Raw genomic sequence first — 16,416 nt, forward strand, 5'->3', positions numbered from 1 at the left:
ATGAATAATTTATCATAGCTCGTTCAATAAAAATTGAGGATTCTATCTGTACTATAGGCAAAATTGAGTTACTGAGAAATGCTCGAAAACTACCAACAATCATATAAAAGCAATGCAAAGTATAGTATTTTTGTTAACAGGAAATTTAAAATTAAGAAATAAGCATACAGCATAGAGAATGGAAAACTTAAAAGAATTAGTAGAACGATTAAACTTATCGGATGAATGCACCGATTTGGAAGCCAAACGCGCTTCCGAAATAGGTAAATCAATACTGGAAACCGTTTGTGCTTTTAGCAACGAACCAGGTCTTGGCGGTGGTTATTTACTATTAGGCGTTGAAAGAGAAGATGAGGTGACAAGTTTGTTTCCAAGCTATATTGTTTCCGGAATCCCTCAAGAAAACCTTGATAAAATACAGGCCGATTTGGCCAATCAGTGTGCCGAGAACTTTAATATTCCTATTCGACCTCAAATCACAGTTGAAAAAACGACTGCAGATAAATATGCGATCGTAGTTTTTGTTCCCGAACTAAGTCCTGAACAAAAACCACTGTTTCTTAAACACAAAGGCTTGCCACAAGGAGCCTATCGCCGTATTGGTTCTGCAGACCATAAATGCACAGAAGATGATTTGGTGATTTTTTACCAAGGAAATGAAACCTTGGACAAGTCCATCATTAAAGACGCCGATTTGGATGATTTGTCGGAGGAAGCGATTTCCCTTTACAGACGATTCAGAAAAAATGTCAATCCTTCTGCGGAGGAACTTACCTATGATGATAATGATTTGTTGAAAGCGTTAAACGCAATCCGAAAAAGCAACGGAATCTTTCAGGTTACTTACACCGGATTATTATGCTTTGGATCCAGAATGGCGCTCCGTAGATTGTTGCCTATGGTAAGAGTCGATTACATTCGTGTAAGCACCAACAAATGGATTGAAGACGCAGACAAACGTTTTGATGCAACACTCGATATGAGAGGTTCCCTTTTGGAATTAGTGCAACGTATTATTTCAACAATTTCAGATGATTTGCCCAAAGGATTTGTGTTAAACGACAATAATATTCAAGCCAAAAATATCGGGTTGCCAATGCGTGTTTTGCGTGAAGCTGTGGTGAATGCGTTAATCCATCGTTCGTACAGGGAAAACAGCCCCATACAGATTATTCGATACCCAAACAGAATTGAGATTATAAATCCGGGGTTTTCATTAAAAACCGAAGACCAATTGGGCGAACCGGGTTCTGTAAACAGAAACCCTTTTATATCCGCAATTTTCCACGAAACCAACTTGGCGGAAACCAAAGGGAGTGGTATTCGTACTATGAGAAGCTTGATGGAAAAAGTCGATATGATGCCTCCTACTTTTGAAAGCAGTAGAGAAAACAACACTTTTATGGTAAGGCTCTTATTGCACCACCTGCTAAATGAAGAAGATATTCATTGGTTAAATGGCTTCAGTAATTTCGATTTGAATGACAATCAAAAACGAATTTTGATTTTCGTTCGTGAAGTAAATGCAATTGATAATTCAACTGCCCGACAAATCAATGGTTCTGATATTCTTACTGCAAATGCCGATTTAAGAAAATTAAGGGAACTGGATTTATTGAATCAGAAAGGCAAAAGTAAATTCACATATTACACCACTTCGGAACTTTTGAAATCCTATATTTCCAACGAAGAAGAAATCCTTAGTGCACTACCTCCTGACCTTAGTGCACCACCTCTCGAGCTTAGTGCACTACCTGTTGAAGATGATATTCCTGATGAACTCAAACAGCTGATAGAGTCATTAGGCAAAAGAACTAATGATAAGGAAAGAATAGCAAATATTATTTTGCAATTATGTTCGCATAAACCTATGAAAGGCAAAGTAATTGCGCAGATATTGGGAAAAACGGAAAAGTATATTTTTAGGGAATTTTTAAAGCCGTTATTGGATGAAAAAAAATTAAATTATACCATTCCAGATATGATTAATCATCCCAATCAGGCTTATATAACAATTGTAAGAACGGACGAAAAAGCAGAATAAAATAGCTTAGTGCACTAGTTAAAAGTATTTATTGGACTGCAATACTTATTGAGAAAATAGTTAGAAGCGATTTAGGGAGTTGCTAGCTAAACTTTTCTTATGTCTTAAGTTATCATCTCCTGGATGAAAGATAGTTTTTAGAATGAAGAGTAAAGATGTCGTACATCCAACACTTTTTAGTAAATCTTTTAAACACATTCTTTGTGTAAGTATATAAACAAGTTTTCCAAAATTATAAAAGAATATGAAAAGAAAGTTACTGCAAAAAATAAGAGAATGGCTCTTCTGTATCATTCATTTATTAACCACATGCCTTAGAAAACTTAATGGGACCCATAAATTTGATAACAAGCAAGGTTTGCAAGACTTTGCCCCTAAAAGACTTCGAGGAAATCAAGATAAATACAGCGAAAGTTTAAAGTATTCTATTGACAATCCAAATATCAAAAACGTTGCTCTGTCAGGTGCTTATGGTTCCGGAAAAAGCTCTATTATAAAAACTTTTGAGTATAAATATCCTCAGTATAAATGTTTAAATATTTCATTAGCGACATTCGATGAGAATGTTCACAACGATAAAGAAATTGAATTTTGCATTCTAAAACAGTTGTTTTATAAGGTCGAACAAAACAAAATACCCGAATCAAGATTTAAACGTATTGAAAATCACAAATATATTGGTTGGAAAGCGTTTGCTTTTCTTTTATGGATAACTTCACTCGTACATTATTTAGAAATAAAATCTCTGAATAAGCTTATTGAGATTTTTAATGTGGATTTTTATAGTAAGCCAGCAACAATAGTTTATTTCCTCTATTTGATTGGCGGTGTTGCATTTTTGCTGTATAAAGTGATGGGATTTGTTTTGAACTTTAAATTGACAAAACTTAGTTTTCAGAGCGCAGAAATTGAAAATGGGGATACTAAAAAAAGTAAAGATTTTGAAAATGAAATAGATGAAATTCTGTATTTCTTTGAGAGAAATAATATTGATGTTGTGTTTTTAGAAGATTTGGATCGATTTGGAAATTCGAATATTTTTATCAAACTGCGTGAAATAAATTTTTTGATAAATAATTATGAGCCTATAAAAAAAGATAGAAAAGTAACTTTTGTTTATGCCGTTCAAGATGATACTTTTAAAAAAGATGAAAGAACCAAATTCTTTGATTTTATTATTCCGGTAATCCCCGTTATAAATTACAGTAATTCTGGGACGGAATTATTAAACAAAATTGACATTAAAGCAGACAAAATTGAAAAGTCATTTATAGACGAAGTGTCACTTTATTTAACGGACAAAAGAACATTGATTTCTATTGTCAATGAATATAAAATCTATAAAAAAATCATTGGCAAAGATTTAGACAATAGAAAACTTTTGGCAATGATGATTTACAAAAATATTGAGCCGACAGATTTTGACAGCTTAAACAAACAAAAAGGATATGTTTACTGTGCTTTTACTAAATCATATGATTTGATAAAAGATATAATTAACGCTTTTGACAAGCAAAGAGATGCTTTACAAATTGAACTGGAAAAAATTAATGCTGAAAATCTGGAAAATGTAAAAGAATTAAGAAATTTGTATATCCTAGAGTTTTACAAAAAAGTTTCCCCGACACAACAAATTCATAGTTTTTACATCAATAATTCATCTTGTTCTGCAGATAAAGTAACAACGGATTCTAATTTTGAGGAATTTTCTAAAAGTACTAATATTAAATTCTATTACAATTATGCAAATGTTACAAACCACGGAATTTCATTTAAACAATTAGAAGATGTTATTGGGGATTATGGGTCTAGATTAGAGGTTATTAAGAATAAAAAATCAAGCTATTTAAATGAAATAAAATTAAAAATTGAATATTTCAAAACTGAGAAACAATCTATTAAGTCTAAGAATTTATCCCAACTTATTAAAGAATATAATTCTATGGATTATTTTTCTGGAATAATAACAACGGATCCTCTACAGAATCAAAATCTGGTTAATTATCTATTAAGATATGGTCATCTTGATGAAAGTTATTTACATTATATTTCGCACTTCTATGCTGGAAGTATTAGTAAAAATGATTATGACTTTTTATTATGTTTTACCAATGGTAGTGTTTTGCCTTTTAGCCATAAATTAGAGGAGTTAGATGGTCTATTTTTAAAATTAAAAGACATTCCCGATTATTTTGACAGAGTGCAAATTCTAAATTTTTCGCTGTTAGATTATCTGATAAAAAACAGGCTCAAAAAGACTAATAGTGAATTGCAAAGAGTTTTAAAATTATTAATTATTAATGCTCCACATCAATTCATTGATGACTATATTAATTATACAGAAGAAAAAAACATAAGAGATTTTATAATAGAACTAAACTCTCAATGGAATACATACAGTGAATCAGGTTTTTGGTCTGAAATTTCACCTGTGTTTACTCTTGAAAAACTAAAATTTTATCTGAATTTAATGTTTTCTTGTGCAGACAATAAAAAAGTGGCTGAATTCATCAATCGATTTGATGTAGAGCAACTAACACCAATATTTCTATCGAAATTAGAAGATATAACTTATTTTGAGGGCAATAAAAGTAAATTGATGGAATTTATTTCTACTGTCAGTATCAAGTTTGAAAACCTAACCGAAATTTCTAATAAAGAACTATCTGACTTCATTTATAACAATAGTTATTATCAGATAAATGATAAAATGATCGAATTGTTTTTAAATCGATATGCGAAAAATGCAATTGATTTCGAATTATTAAAAACAGCCAATTATACAACAATAAAAAATTCGGGCGCCTCAAAATTAATTCAATATGTCAACTTAAATATTGAATTTTACATTAAAACGATTTTCTTGAAATTAGAAAACAATTGTAACGAATCTGAAGAAGTTATTATTGATTTACTGAATGATAATTATGAGGTTTTAGAACTAGAATTATTAATTGAAATCATTAATAAAAATCAGACTACAATACGAGATATTTCTAAAATTAATGAAATCAACTTATGGACTGAATTATTGCAAGACGATAAAATTGCTGTTACTTGGGAAAATTTGTTGTATTACTATAAAGAAAAAAAAGAATATGATGTCACTTTAAAGGATTATTTGAATAATGAAAAACATTATGATAAATTAAGCAAAACCAAAATAAATAAAAATTTTGATGAAGAAAACTCTCCTTTTGTTAAAGATTTCCTTATTGCATTATTTACGAGTGATTTGAAAACAGAAAGTTTTGCAAAATTAATTTCGTCATCGCCATATTTCTACGAGGGAATAGAAAAATTTAAGACGATCTCTAATGATAAAATGAAATTGTTGATCCAAAACAGAACAGTTCGTTTAAACAAAACAGTTTGCAAATCAATCAGCGAAAGCTTCCCCGAGCTACTTATTTCATTACTAGAAAAGAATAAGGATGAATTCATAAATAGTGTCGGAGATTATACTTTAGACTCTTCGATTATTATAAAATTAATCGATTCTGAAATATTTGATTCTAAACAAAAAATGGAGATAATAGATAACACTCCAGAGTCCATACTTATGGCAAATCAAAGCATTGCTAGAAAAGTTAGTCATTTATTGTCGCAAAACCCGAAAACACAAGTAAGCATAGAGTTGTTAAAAGTGTTACTTACACAAAGCCAATCGATCGAAGACAAAGTAAAGTTATTTAATTTATACTATATCGATTATGACGAATCTGAATTAGAAAATATCATTGAATTACTTGGTGAACCGTACTCAAAAATAACAAAAGGAAAGAGGCCTCAATTTAATAATAATAGTTATAATCTTGATTTTGTCACTAAAATGAGAGGTGTTTTCATTAGAAATTCTGAAATTGTAGATAATAATAGATTTATTCAAACAAGCTCAAAAAAAGTATCTAAAATATAATTGAACTATATTTCCGAAGTCTCACGACTTCGGATTTTTTTTTGTTTTAACAAAACCCTATTTTTTAAAGAGATATGAATGAGTTTTGCCACTATGGCATTGTTGATAAATACGATTAATTGTTAAAAAGTTTGCGTAATAATATGCTTCTGTATATATTTGTCCCAATCGTACCAGTAGCGCTTCCCGTAAGAACAGCCTTCTGGTCTTTTTTTTTATAACTACATGGCTAACAAAGATCCAAAAACTGTAACGGAACAAATTGAATTATTAAGACAAAGAGGTTTATTATTTCGTAATGAAGAATTAGTGCCTCATTTCCTTGAAAACATTAGTTATTATCGTTTAAAAGGATATTGGTGGGAAATGCAATCTAATAAAGTAGAACACAAATTTAACGATAAAAGCTACTTTGAAGAAGTTATAGATTTATATAATTTCGACAGACATTTACGTCTACTGATGTTTGATGCAATAGAAAGGATTGAAGTGGCTTTGAGAACAAAATTGATTTATCATTTATCACTTACTTATGGCCCATTATGGTATTTAGATTATTCCATTTTTACAGACGGAATAAATCAAATGTCAATAGTCGGTCATTTAAGTAATGAAATTATAAGAAGTAAAGAACAATTTATAATAGAGCATAAAAGTAAGCACAAAAATGAATTACCCGAAGCATGGAAAGCATTGGAGGTCGCATCAATGGGTTCATTATCTAAGATATATAAAAATCTAAACCATCAATTGCCAGAAAAATCCACAATTGCTTTACAATTTGGGTTTAATTCTCACAGCGATTTTTCAAGTTTTCTAGAAGCAACTACAGTAATAAGAAATGTAATAGCACATCATTCCAGGTTATGGAATAATAATATTACAATTAAATATTTGTGGCCAAAAAATTTAAAAAATAATCCTATCACTTATATTCCAGACGAAAATCAAAGAGCTAAATTATTTCCTTTATTTTCACTAGTACTTTACACATTAGAAAATGTTAGTCCAAATAGTTCTATCAAAGGTAAGTTCTATAGTTTATTAGATGAGTATCCAAACGTTCCAGTACACAAAATGGGCTTCCCGGAAAATTGGCGAACGCAACCAATATGGGTACAATAGAGAATACCTCAATCAGTACATAAAATAGTCGTTTATTCTTCAATTCCAAATTTAATGGAATGTAGAATGCCATAACACCATCACGTTAAACATCACGGGCAAACAATCGGTCTCTCTCCGGTCGTTCGCTTTGTTCCGTTCGGCTGTTCCAGTCGGTCGTCGGTAGAAAAAGCCTCCTCCCTCCATTCCACAGTCCGCTCGTCAGCATAGCGTCGGCCAGCCCTGATAAAGGGCAGGCCACCACTATGCTTCCTCGCCCTCATCTCCACACGCTCTCTTCCTGCGTTCGGCGGGGCTATCACATCCACAATACAGCTTCATTCCATTTCTCTCCGCAGGCTCCGCTCCATTATATTCAGCAGTATTATGTCTGTCGCCCCTAGTTTTTTCAGCGGTTGCTCCTTCGCACAGCCATCGGGGTTTGCTCCGCTTCCTTCTCCTGCGCTTTACGGCATTAATCAGATTATTGTTTATAAGATAGAAATCGGCTTTATACAACTGTTCCCTGAGCGCAGTCGAAGGGCACTTTGCATTTGAATAAGGAACGCTACCGCTGATTTATATTTTTTCCCCGCCGTTTCACGCTCCTATCCCTTCTCTCCACTTCGTCCCGCAGAAAAAGCGGGACTACGCTTCATTCCCGGTCTAGGGTGGCTGTTCGATTGCCGCAACCCCGCCACTGCGCTCCTCGACAAATAATAATTTCCGCTATCGCTTCAATCATTATTTTCTGCGGTGCTTGGGGGTGTTTGATTGCCATTTCCATAAGAACTCCCCCGAAAAGAGCTAAACAACAACATCAGTCTTCGAAAAAAAAATAAAAAAAAGAAAGTAAAGATAAGTTCCGGTTTTATAAAAAATACAAGTTCAAGCCCTCTGGGTTTTAGATAAAATCTCCACCCTCAAACTAAAATGTGCAATCCATAATAGTAATCGGTTCGGGTAGTATTTTTTCTAAAAAACTAGATTTTTTAAAAACCTCCACTTAAGCGACGACTTTCTTTTTTTCTTTTTCTTTTTTGAGAAAATTTTAGAAAGGCGGTTTCGACAGATTCGGCATTTCTAAAAGCGGAAAATAGAAGAAAAACTAACTTTTAAATTCCGAAACCATGCTGAATTTTATTATCAAAACCCACCAAAAAGACACTGTTTACAAAGGAAACCGAATCTTTATTCTCAATAAAGGAATAAATAGTGGTAAACCCCAAAAAGAACCATTCACAAACAGTTTTGTGATTCAATTTCCAAATGAAGAAGATGCAGAAACAGTGTACTGGTTGGCATATAGCTTATGGAAGTCTAAATTTTGGCACCAATCCCTTTGCGGATCCGTAATTCCGTTTTTGCGTATCCATGATTTCAAAAAAGACTTTTCGGCTAAAGCCGATGAACTGATGCAGGAACATGAGCTTCATAAAAAACAAGTTCTGGCGTTGAGGTTATTGGAACAAAAAGAAGATCAATTACACCAAAATATTATCCTTATTAACGAAATGAGAAAGGTTATTTTACATCGTTACTGCAAGAAATAATTTTAAACACTTAAAACTAATATCTATGACCTTATTTATTTTGTACCAAACCGACAATTGGAAATCCAAAGCATCAAGAGTATGTTTTGGAGTATTCGACAGCAGAAACAAGGCAATTGACAGTGTAAAATACAATGGTTTATATTGCAGTTGTGCTGTGGTAGTAATTGAAGAAATTACTTTGAACCTATTTGAAGAAAATTAATTTTAGAAAAAAAATGCCCAATCCATTGGGAAAGGGCATCTATTGGTTTAATTCTAAGGTTACCACAACTCGAATTAAACTATTTTTTGTGCTTCTTAATGAAAATTTTGAGTATCATAGATATTGTAAAACTGACAATTGCGCCAAGTGTGGCAAGAATTATAGTTTTCAGGAGATCTTCCGAATGTAAATTCGGTAAAACACTCAAAAATGTACCTCCAGCGGTACCTATTACAGTCGAATTACTGTGTTCCATTGGCTTTTTCAGTTGTCAATTGGCTAACTGCCGAAATAACACCTCCAGCAACTGCCAAATAGCCTGCTACTGATGTAACAATAACGGGCAAAGCAATTGGCGCAGCTAAAACAGTTCCACCAACGGCGGCCAATGCCAAACCAATATTTCGAAGCACCTTGAAAAATTTTGGAGTTGGAGCTTTCGCTCTTTTTATTGCATTCATAAAATTAATGAATTTAAGATTTAACAATCAATTCTACACTTTCTTCTTTATCCAAAGCTTTATAAACCAATTCTTTTAATTTGGCAAAAGCTTTTCGAGACATCAGACCCAAACCCGGTCCTGAAAGTTTGGTTACTGGAGCAATACAACCGTTCAATTCTTGTAAAGCATTATTGGCTGGGTGAAACAGAATTAAGCTTCTGTTTTTTACATTAATTATTTCCAAATGCCATTGAAATTTCTTGCTGTATCGCTTTTTTATAAAATATTTCCCTTCCGGAATGCAGGAAACTTTCGTTTCGTTGTTTTTCCAAGGTAATTCAATGGTGTTACAGATGAATTTGCCCTCGCATTCGAGTTTACCATTCGTTCCATCGGGGAAATAAGTTCTGGATAGTACTAAAACCATCTACAATCCGCTTACCTGAACCAATGACAATGGGTTGTACGCTCCGTTTTTCAACGGATACATTCTGCCGTTTACCTCTTGGTAAAACTCAACCCCTAAAGCCAAGAACAACGGACTTACACTGTTTGGTGTCACCGCATTCAACTGGTTAATGGCAACCGTTGGAGCCGAATCCCATGGAAGAATCCCAGTTTCAGAACTGGAAACAACAAAAGTTTCTGCCTCAAAATCAATTTCAGCACCCGCCGAGCTGATTTTAAAATGGGTTGTTCCGCCCGGAGCTGCAATCATATTGGCAGGAACAAACGATACCAAATCAACGGAAATTTCACCGGCAACTCTATCAATTGTTCCCACAAAAGGAGCAAATAACGTAGTTCCGAGTTTGCCTCTGATATTGAAATCAAAACCTGCAAGCAATTCCGCTTCACCATCAATCACGTTACGCAAACCACGCTCATTCGTCAAATCCGCTTGGATCACTTTGACCATGGTTTGGGTCAATCGGCTGACCATTCTACCATCGGCAGAATTCAAAAGCAACGTTCTCAATGCCGTTCTCAAAGTTTTCCCCGCCTTACCAGCTCTGCCAAATTCGGAGCCATTCTCACGCGTTCTTTGGAACGCTGGATCGCTCGCAATTCTGCTCGCATCGATGCCACCTTTTTCTCTGGCCAAATGGCCGTCTTTGGTTTTGTAAAAAGTAATATCCCCGATAGTACCTTTCAATTTAATTATACCTTTCTGTCTTGCCATAATTCCTAAAATTTAGATTAATGAATTGCCTAAATCATCTTTCTGTTGCAACGTCTTCCGATTTATTTCGAAACAAATTTTAACCAATTAAACAGAATAAAAAAGCAAGGATAGTTCCAGATGTCTCAAAGTGGCACAAATGGCTTAAATTGACATATATGCCTATATAAAAGCATTATAAATCGGGGTTAGTTATATTGTAAAAAATCTTACTTTTGCTTTGTCTTAAACTGTTAGGTTTAAGCTAATCAAAGGCTAGTCAAAGATATAGATAGTGTATGAAAATTAAACAACAGAGAGTTTGCATCTATCCGAAAGACATACAGTGTATAACCGGAAAGAGTTATCGCCAAAGTACCCGATTAATGCAAAAAGTTAAAACTGACCTCAACAAACTCGAAAATGAGTTCTTAACTATAGATGAGTTTTGTTTGTATGCAGGATTAAAATATGAACAAGTCGCTCACTTGATTTTTGGTTAAAATAAGAATACAACATTATTCTTATTTTAAACCATCGTGGTTAGGTATATTATAAAATAACTAGTTCATCTTTTAGTCTTGATGCTTTATTATTCAAGTAATTATCCTTATATTTGACTACTTTGAATTTAAAAATAATTGTATCCTAATAAAGAGGTGTCGGTTGAGGTGTCACTTAAAAAATATACTTTGTAAAGTATTGATTTTATTGGTGGCTTTTGTAGTTGACAAATCCCTTCCTCTCTGCCAGAGTAAATATCAAAATGAATCAAAACCCTTTAAACTCAATGTTTAAGGGGTTTTTTCTTTTCACCGGATAACCAAATTATTCATGATTTCTCAAAAAATAGGTGCACAATCGGTGCACTTTCAAAATGAGAAAAGCCGGTGCACCGAATTTTGGCTTAACCCCAGTAAAATAAGCTGTTCACATAATGAACATCTTGTCTTGTGTTGACGATTATTGTAAATTAATTATCAACTTAAAGGTTACCAAAATGAAAGCAAGAATCACAGTCCTTTTCTATCTAAGAAAATCCAAAGTCAATGCCCAGGGGCAAATGCCAATTTATCAACGTATAACCATCGATGGACAACGCTTTGATATCAGCACCGGACTTTATATTGAAGAAGTCAAATGGTCATCTGAAGCCTCCAAAATGAAAGGCAACACTGAGGAAGCCCGTTTAACAAATGGTCGGCTTGAAATAATGAGAGCAAAAGTTTATGAAACGGAAAAGAAACTCTTCATGAGTGAGGTTGAAATTACATTAGAAAGCTTCAAAAACGAATACCAAGGCAAAAAGGCACGTCAACGACTCCTTATGCCCATTTTCGAAGAACACAATCGTAAGATGAAAGAATTGGTCGGTCAAGAATATGCGCCGGGAACATTGGAACGATATGCAACCTCTCTCAAGCACACTAAAGATTTTCTTTCCTGGAAATACAATACAAGTGACATAGCCATCGAAAAAATAGACCACGCTTTTATAACGGAATATGAATTCTATTTGCGAAGTGAGCGCAAATGCGCCAATAATACCGCAGTAAAATACATAAAGAACTTCCATAAGATCATCAACCAATGTTTAGCCAATGGATGGCTCAATAGAGACCCATTTGCCAATTACAAATCCAAAGTCAAAGAAGTGATTCGTGAATTTCTTGATGAAAAGGAAATCGAAGAAATTATCAATAAGGATTTCGGTATAGAACGATTGGAAGTAGTTCGCGACATTTTTATTTTTAGTTGTTTTACAGGCTTGGCCTATGTCGATGTGCAACAGTTGTCCCAGGATAATATCGCAATCGGAATCGACGGCGACAAATGGATATTCAAGAACCGTCAAAAAACGGACACAACTTCCAAAATCCCGCTTTTGCCTATGGCAATGGAAATAGTCAAAAAGTATGAAAACCATCCTTTGTGTGTAAATCAAAAGAGACTGTTGCCAATTTTAAGCAATCAGCGTATGAACTCTTATCTGAAAGAAATTGCAACAATCTGCAAAATCAAAAAGGATTTAACTTTCCATATTGCCCGTCATACATTTGCGACAACTATCACGCTTTCTAATGGTGTGCCGTTAGAAACGGTAAGCAAGATGCTAGGACATACCAATCTAAAAACCACCCAACACTACGCTAAGATTTTAGACAAAAAAATAAGCGAAGACATGATGATTCTTAAAAATAAATTCAAAAGCACAAATCAGACGAAGCTTGGGAAGACCAATTAAATCAGTTGATTAAGAAATGTTTAGGATGTTGTTTTGAAAATTTTAACTATGATGTAAGATTTAACATAATGGTAATGTTATATTTTCGTTCAAAATTTTAGTAAACCAAAACTTATATATGCAAATATTTTGCGATGCATTCTTTTGTGAATTTGAATTGGAAATTGAAAAAATAAAAAGGGAAATTGTCGACCCTATTAGTCAGGCAAAAGAAGCACTTGAATATATCCAATTAAAACTTAAAGAGCTTTTTAAATGGCTGAAAAAGTATATCTTCAATTCTGAGGAAGAGGAAATTCACTTTTTTAAGGAATTAAAATTTAAGATTACCTCAAAGTTTATTTTCTACAAAAAGATTTTGGACATCGAATCAAATGCGCCTTCCAACAGCAAGAAGCTCAAAATAAGGCATTACGAAAAAGAACTTAACACCTGTTATCAGTTTTCAAAAAAAGACAAGGAGTTTTACAAATACTTCCGCTCCGGTAGCAGTTACAATGATCATTTGTATTTTGTGCGAAACCTGGATAAACAGATAATCAACTCGGATATAGTTTTTATTAATTGTGACAAAAGACTCTGTACTTCCCATGATTTGAAAGTGGCCAGTATCATAGCAAATGATATGTTAGAGATTTATCTCGAAGAAAAAATTGATGAAATAAATAATAATAGCAACATCAAACATCCCTCCATAAAATCAAAACTCACTTGGACGGGTACCAAAATCGAAATGGTGGAAGTGATTTATGCGTTTTATTATCTAAAAATATTTAACAATGGGGATGCCGAAATCATAGAAATTGCGGAAGAGTTTAGTAGAGCATGTAATATACAATTGGACAAAAGCATCTACCGATGTTTTACTGATATTAAAAACAGACCCGATTCAAAAGGCAAGTTCTTAAACAAGCTTTCCGAAAATTTAGATGAAAGAATCAATGACGAGTTTGATTAAGCCTAGTAATTGCTAGGTTTTTTTTTGACCAAACATTGATTTTGTAAGAATTCATTACCCAAGCTTGGGTCACATTGGGTTTTACCTCCAAAAACATCATTTTTGACCTAAAATCGTCCAATTTTTCAATTTTGCCAAAACGGAGTTTTTCATGTTTTGAAAAAAATACTCGTATAAACAAAGGGATTTGATGCAATTTACAGGGAAATAACACCCAACTTGGGTTCACCTTGGGTATAAATGTCTAGCAAATGAAATTAATTTGTCTCATAACAATTAACTCATTCAGACATGAACTTACACCCAAAAAAACTATTCCCTGGAGTGGACAATTTAGAACTGCTCAACCACCAACCCATCACGAAACGAGACCTGCTAAATTTCAGCAATGTCATCCTTTCAGAAATCAAAGAAATGGTGGGGCAACAAGAACAGCCTGCTCAATGGTTAAAATCCTCCGAAGTTCGAAAACTGCTAAAAATCTCCCCGGGAACTCTCCAAAATCTCCGCATCAACGGAACACTCAATTACAAACGCATCGGAGGAATTATTTTCTATAAATACGACGATATCAAAAAAATGCTTGAAAAATAACTCCATGTCAGTGTATCGAAAACCTTAGCCACATAGATTCTTAGTAACTCAGAAACTTAAAAAAATGAACTATATCAAACACCTCACGGGTTTTTTCGAAAAAGCATCTAATGATTTTGAATTAAACCCTACGCACATAAGCCTATATATGGCAATTTTCCAACATTGGAATCAAAATCGTTTTCAGAATCCTATTAGCATTTCCAGAGACGAATTGATGCGGATTAGCAAAATTTCTTCGACGGCCACCTATCATAAATGCATCAAGGAGTTGACTGAAAAAAATTATGTGAACTACATGCCTTCTTTTAACCCATTCAAAGGTTCAACTCTCGAAGTGATGAAACTGGATTTTTATACAAAACCAATTCCTAAAAAGGACATCAAAATACTCAAAAGCAAGAATGCAACCCCACCAAATAATAACCTACTCGATGATCAGGTTATTGATCAGGTTGATGAACAAGCTCTAAACAAGCATCAAACAAGTCCTAAACAAGCTCTAAACAAGTTACCTATTATATATAAACATAATAAAACATATACAAACATTTCAAACATTGTAAACGCACAAGCACAAAAAAATGAAAATGATTTTAATGATTTTTTAAAAAATAATGAAGAAAAAATAGTTTTAGAAAATCACATTCCAAAACCAAATAATAGCCCGGAAGAAATTGCAAAAAAAAAATTGCGCGAAAAAAAAGGTACGGAACAAATTCCGCCCGATTGGGAATCGGTATTGGAATTTTTCAGTGAAAAACAAAACACCGCCATTGAAGCTGAAAAATTTTATAATTATTACCAAAGTAACGGTTGGCTTGTGGGTGGAAAATCCAAAATGAAAGACTGGAAAGCCGGTGCCCGGAACTGGATGCTAAACGCTCAAAAATTCAGTTCGACAAATTCAAGCAACAGCCTTAGTCCAAAAAACCTCAACGTTTCAAATTCGAAAAATTATGCAGAACCCTTATAGCCTCAGCAATACCTTTGACATCATAAATAACAGAAAAATCTATGATCTTCAAAAATGCTTTGCTTACCTCGAATGGCAAGGCAAACAATTGTATGGTCAATCCTTTAAAATTCACCAGGACGATAGGAAGACAATCTACAGCTTATTGATTTATGCCATTAGGGACAAAGAGAATGCAAGTAAGCTCGGGATAGATTTGGATAAAGGCATTTTGTTGTCGGGACCAATTGGATGCGGGAAAACATCCATTATGCATTTAATCAAGCCATTCCTGTACGCCAAATACGACTACAAAATTAAAACCACGCGTTCTGTATCTTTTGAATTTGCTAAATATGGTTTTGAAACATTGCAACAATACACTGAAAAATCCAATCAGCAACTGCGGTTAACCGGTTATTGTTTTGATGACTTGGGAGCCGAACAACAAATCAAACACTTTGGTAACGACTGTAACGTGATGGCCGAAATTCTGATCAGTCGCTACGAACAGTTTATCGAAAATAATTCGGTAACGCACATTACCACAAATTTGTCGGCTTCCGAATTGGAAAATGCTTACGGAAATCGGGTGCGTTCCAGGTTAAGGCAGATGTTTAATTTGGTTGCATTTGATAGGGAAACGAAAGACAAGCGATAAATACAATTTACAATTTTATTAAGTAGTGTAATTAAATGGCATTAGCATGGGTTACCTTTTCTCCTATTTGCTATTAATGGCAAAAGAAGCATTATATTTAATCATATTTTGCGTCTAAATTGTCCTAAAATATTTAAGTATTTCATTAAAAACTAAACTATTTATGAATAAAGAAGATATACACAAAGCCTTTCTAAATACCACTTTTAGAATTCAGGGCACACCCATAATTGATGTTAGAATCGATAAAATAACACCAGAATTAAATTATTTGAATTCTTGGGTATTCCTCACAGCTTGGAATCCATTGCCGAAAATCCTTTCTGAGGTAGAAAATAAACGTAGAAATTTAGAACTAGAGGAAGATATAAGGGCTTTGGACTTAAAATATAACAAAGGCGTTGGTATATCAGAAGATGAAAAATGGCAAGAAGATAGTTTTTTTATAGAAAATTGTACAGAAGAAAAAGCCAATGAATTAGCAATGAAGTATGGACAATTAGCATTTGTATGTGGAGAAAGAAATAAACCTGCTTTACTAGTTTATACTCAAAAGTCTAATTTTTAAATAAA

General features: G+C 33.6%; 14 protein-coding genes. 11 read left to right on the forward strand and 3 right to left on the reverse strand.

Annotation, left to right across the window (positions count from 1 at the left end):
• Window positions 1–178 precede the first annotated feature (178 nt).
• From KZH69_RS02590 to KZH69_RS02610, 5 genes are all read left to right on the forward strand, one after another.
• Window positions 179–2,044: a DUF8451 domain-containing protein gene (locus KZH69_RS02590; RefSeq protein WP_219315902.1), complete on the forward strand. Its 1,866-nt coding sequence runs from the start codon at window positions 179–181 to the stop codon at window positions 2,042–2,044.
• Between the two features lie 244 nt (window positions 2,045–2,288).
• Window positions 2,289–5,963: a YobI family P-loop NTPase gene (locus KZH69_RS02595; protein ID WP_219315903.1), complete on the forward strand. Its 3,675-nt coding sequence runs from the start codon at window positions 2,289–2,291 to the stop codon at window positions 5,961–5,963.
• 225 nt (window positions 5,964–6,188) lie between these two features.
• Window positions 6,189–7,088, forward strand: coding sequence for an Abi family protein (locus tag KZH69_RS02600; RefSeq protein WP_219315904.1), 900 nt, complete (start codon window positions 6,189–6,191; stop codon window positions 7,086–7,088).
• A 1,109-nt stretch (window positions 7,089–8,197) separates the two neighbouring features.
• On the forward strand, window positions 8,198–8,620 hold the full coding sequence (locus tag KZH69_RS02605) for a DUF6943 family protein (protein ID WP_219315905.1): 423 nt from the start codon (window positions 8,198–8,200) through the stop codon (window positions 8,618–8,620).
• Window positions 8,621–8,645: 25 nt separating this feature from the next.
• On the forward strand, window positions 8,646–8,825 hold the full coding sequence (locus KZH69_RS02610; RefSeq protein ID WP_219315906.1) for a hypothetical protein: 180 nt from the start codon (window positions 8,646–8,648) through the stop codon (window positions 8,823–8,825).
• 242 nt (window positions 8,826–9,067) lie between these two features.
• On the opposite strand, the gene KZH69_RS02615 is transcribed toward KZH69_RS02610, so the two are convergent.
• The 3 genes from KZH69_RS02615 to KZH69_RS02625 are packed head-to-tail and all read right to left on the reverse strand — an operon-like array spanning window position 9,068 to window position 10,451.
• A complete protein-coding gene (locus tag KZH69_RS02615; RefSeq protein ID WP_219315907.1) occupies window positions 9,068–9,286 on the reverse strand; it encodes a hypothetical protein in 219 nt (72 codons plus the stop codon).
• 13 nt (window positions 9,287–9,299) lie between these two features.
• Window positions 9,300–9,695 (reverse strand): DUF5675 family protein, encoded by a 396-nt coding sequence (locus KZH69_RS02620; RefSeq protein WP_219315908.1) that lies wholly within the window; start codon window positions 9,693–9,695, stop codon window positions 9,300–9,302.
• The gene (locus KZH69_RS02625) at window positions 9,696–10,451 is read right to left on the reverse strand and encodes a hypothetical protein (protein ID WP_219315909.1); all 756 of its coding nucleotides are present in this window, start codon (window positions 10,449–10,451) and stop codon (window positions 9,696–9,698) included.
• A 979-nt stretch (window positions 10,452–11,430) separates the two neighbouring features.
• Here KZH69_RS02625 and KZH69_RS02630 point away from each other — a divergent pair.
• The 6 genes from KZH69_RS02630 to KZH69_RS02655 all read left to right on the forward strand — a co-directional run bounded on the left by KZH69_RS02630 (window position 11,431) and on the right by KZH69_RS02655 (window position 16,411).
• On the forward strand, window positions 11,431–12,675 hold the full coding sequence (locus KZH69_RS02630) for a site-specific integrase (protein ID WP_219315910.1): 1,245 nt from the start codon (window positions 11,431–11,433) through the stop codon (window positions 12,673–12,675).
• A gap of 118 nt (window positions 12,676–12,793) precedes the next feature.
• Window positions 12,794–13,633: an RteC domain-containing protein gene (locus KZH69_RS02635; protein WP_219315911.1), complete on the forward strand. Its 840-nt coding sequence runs from the start codon at window positions 12,794–12,796 to the stop codon at window positions 13,631–13,633.
• 291 nt (window positions 13,634–13,924) lie between these two features.
• Window positions 13,925–14,227, forward strand: a complete 303-nt coding sequence (locus KZH69_RS02640) for a helix-turn-helix domain-containing protein (RefSeq protein ID WP_219315912.1) — start codon at window positions 13,925–13,927, stop codon at window positions 14,225–14,227.
• Window positions 14,228–14,291: 64 nt separating this feature from the next.
• Entirely contained in the window at window positions 14,292–15,203 is a 912-nt protein-coding gene (locus KZH69_RS02645) for a transcriptional regulator (protein WP_219315913.1), read from the forward strand.
• On the forward strand, window positions 15,187–15,843 hold the full coding sequence (locus tag KZH69_RS02650) for a P-loop NTPase family protein (RefSeq protein WP_219315914.1): 657 nt from the start codon (window positions 15,187–15,189) through the stop codon (window positions 15,841–15,843). The genes KZH69_RS02645 and KZH69_RS02650 overlap by 17 nt, the downstream gene beginning before the upstream one ends.
• Before the next feature lie 163 nt (window positions 15,844–16,006).
• Window positions 16,007–16,411 carry a DUF3293 domain-containing protein gene (locus KZH69_RS02655; protein WP_219315915.1) on the forward strand — a complete coding sequence of 135 codons (405 nt, stop codon included), beginning with the start codon at window positions 16,007–16,009 and terminating at the stop codon, window positions 16,409–16,411.
• Window positions 16,412–16,416: the final 5 nt, after the last annotated feature.

This window comes from Flavobacterium taihuense, from assembly GCF_019351435.1.
Lineage (GTDB): Bacteria > Bacteroidota > Bacteroidia > Flavobacteriales > Flavobacteriaceae > Flavobacterium > Flavobacterium taihuense.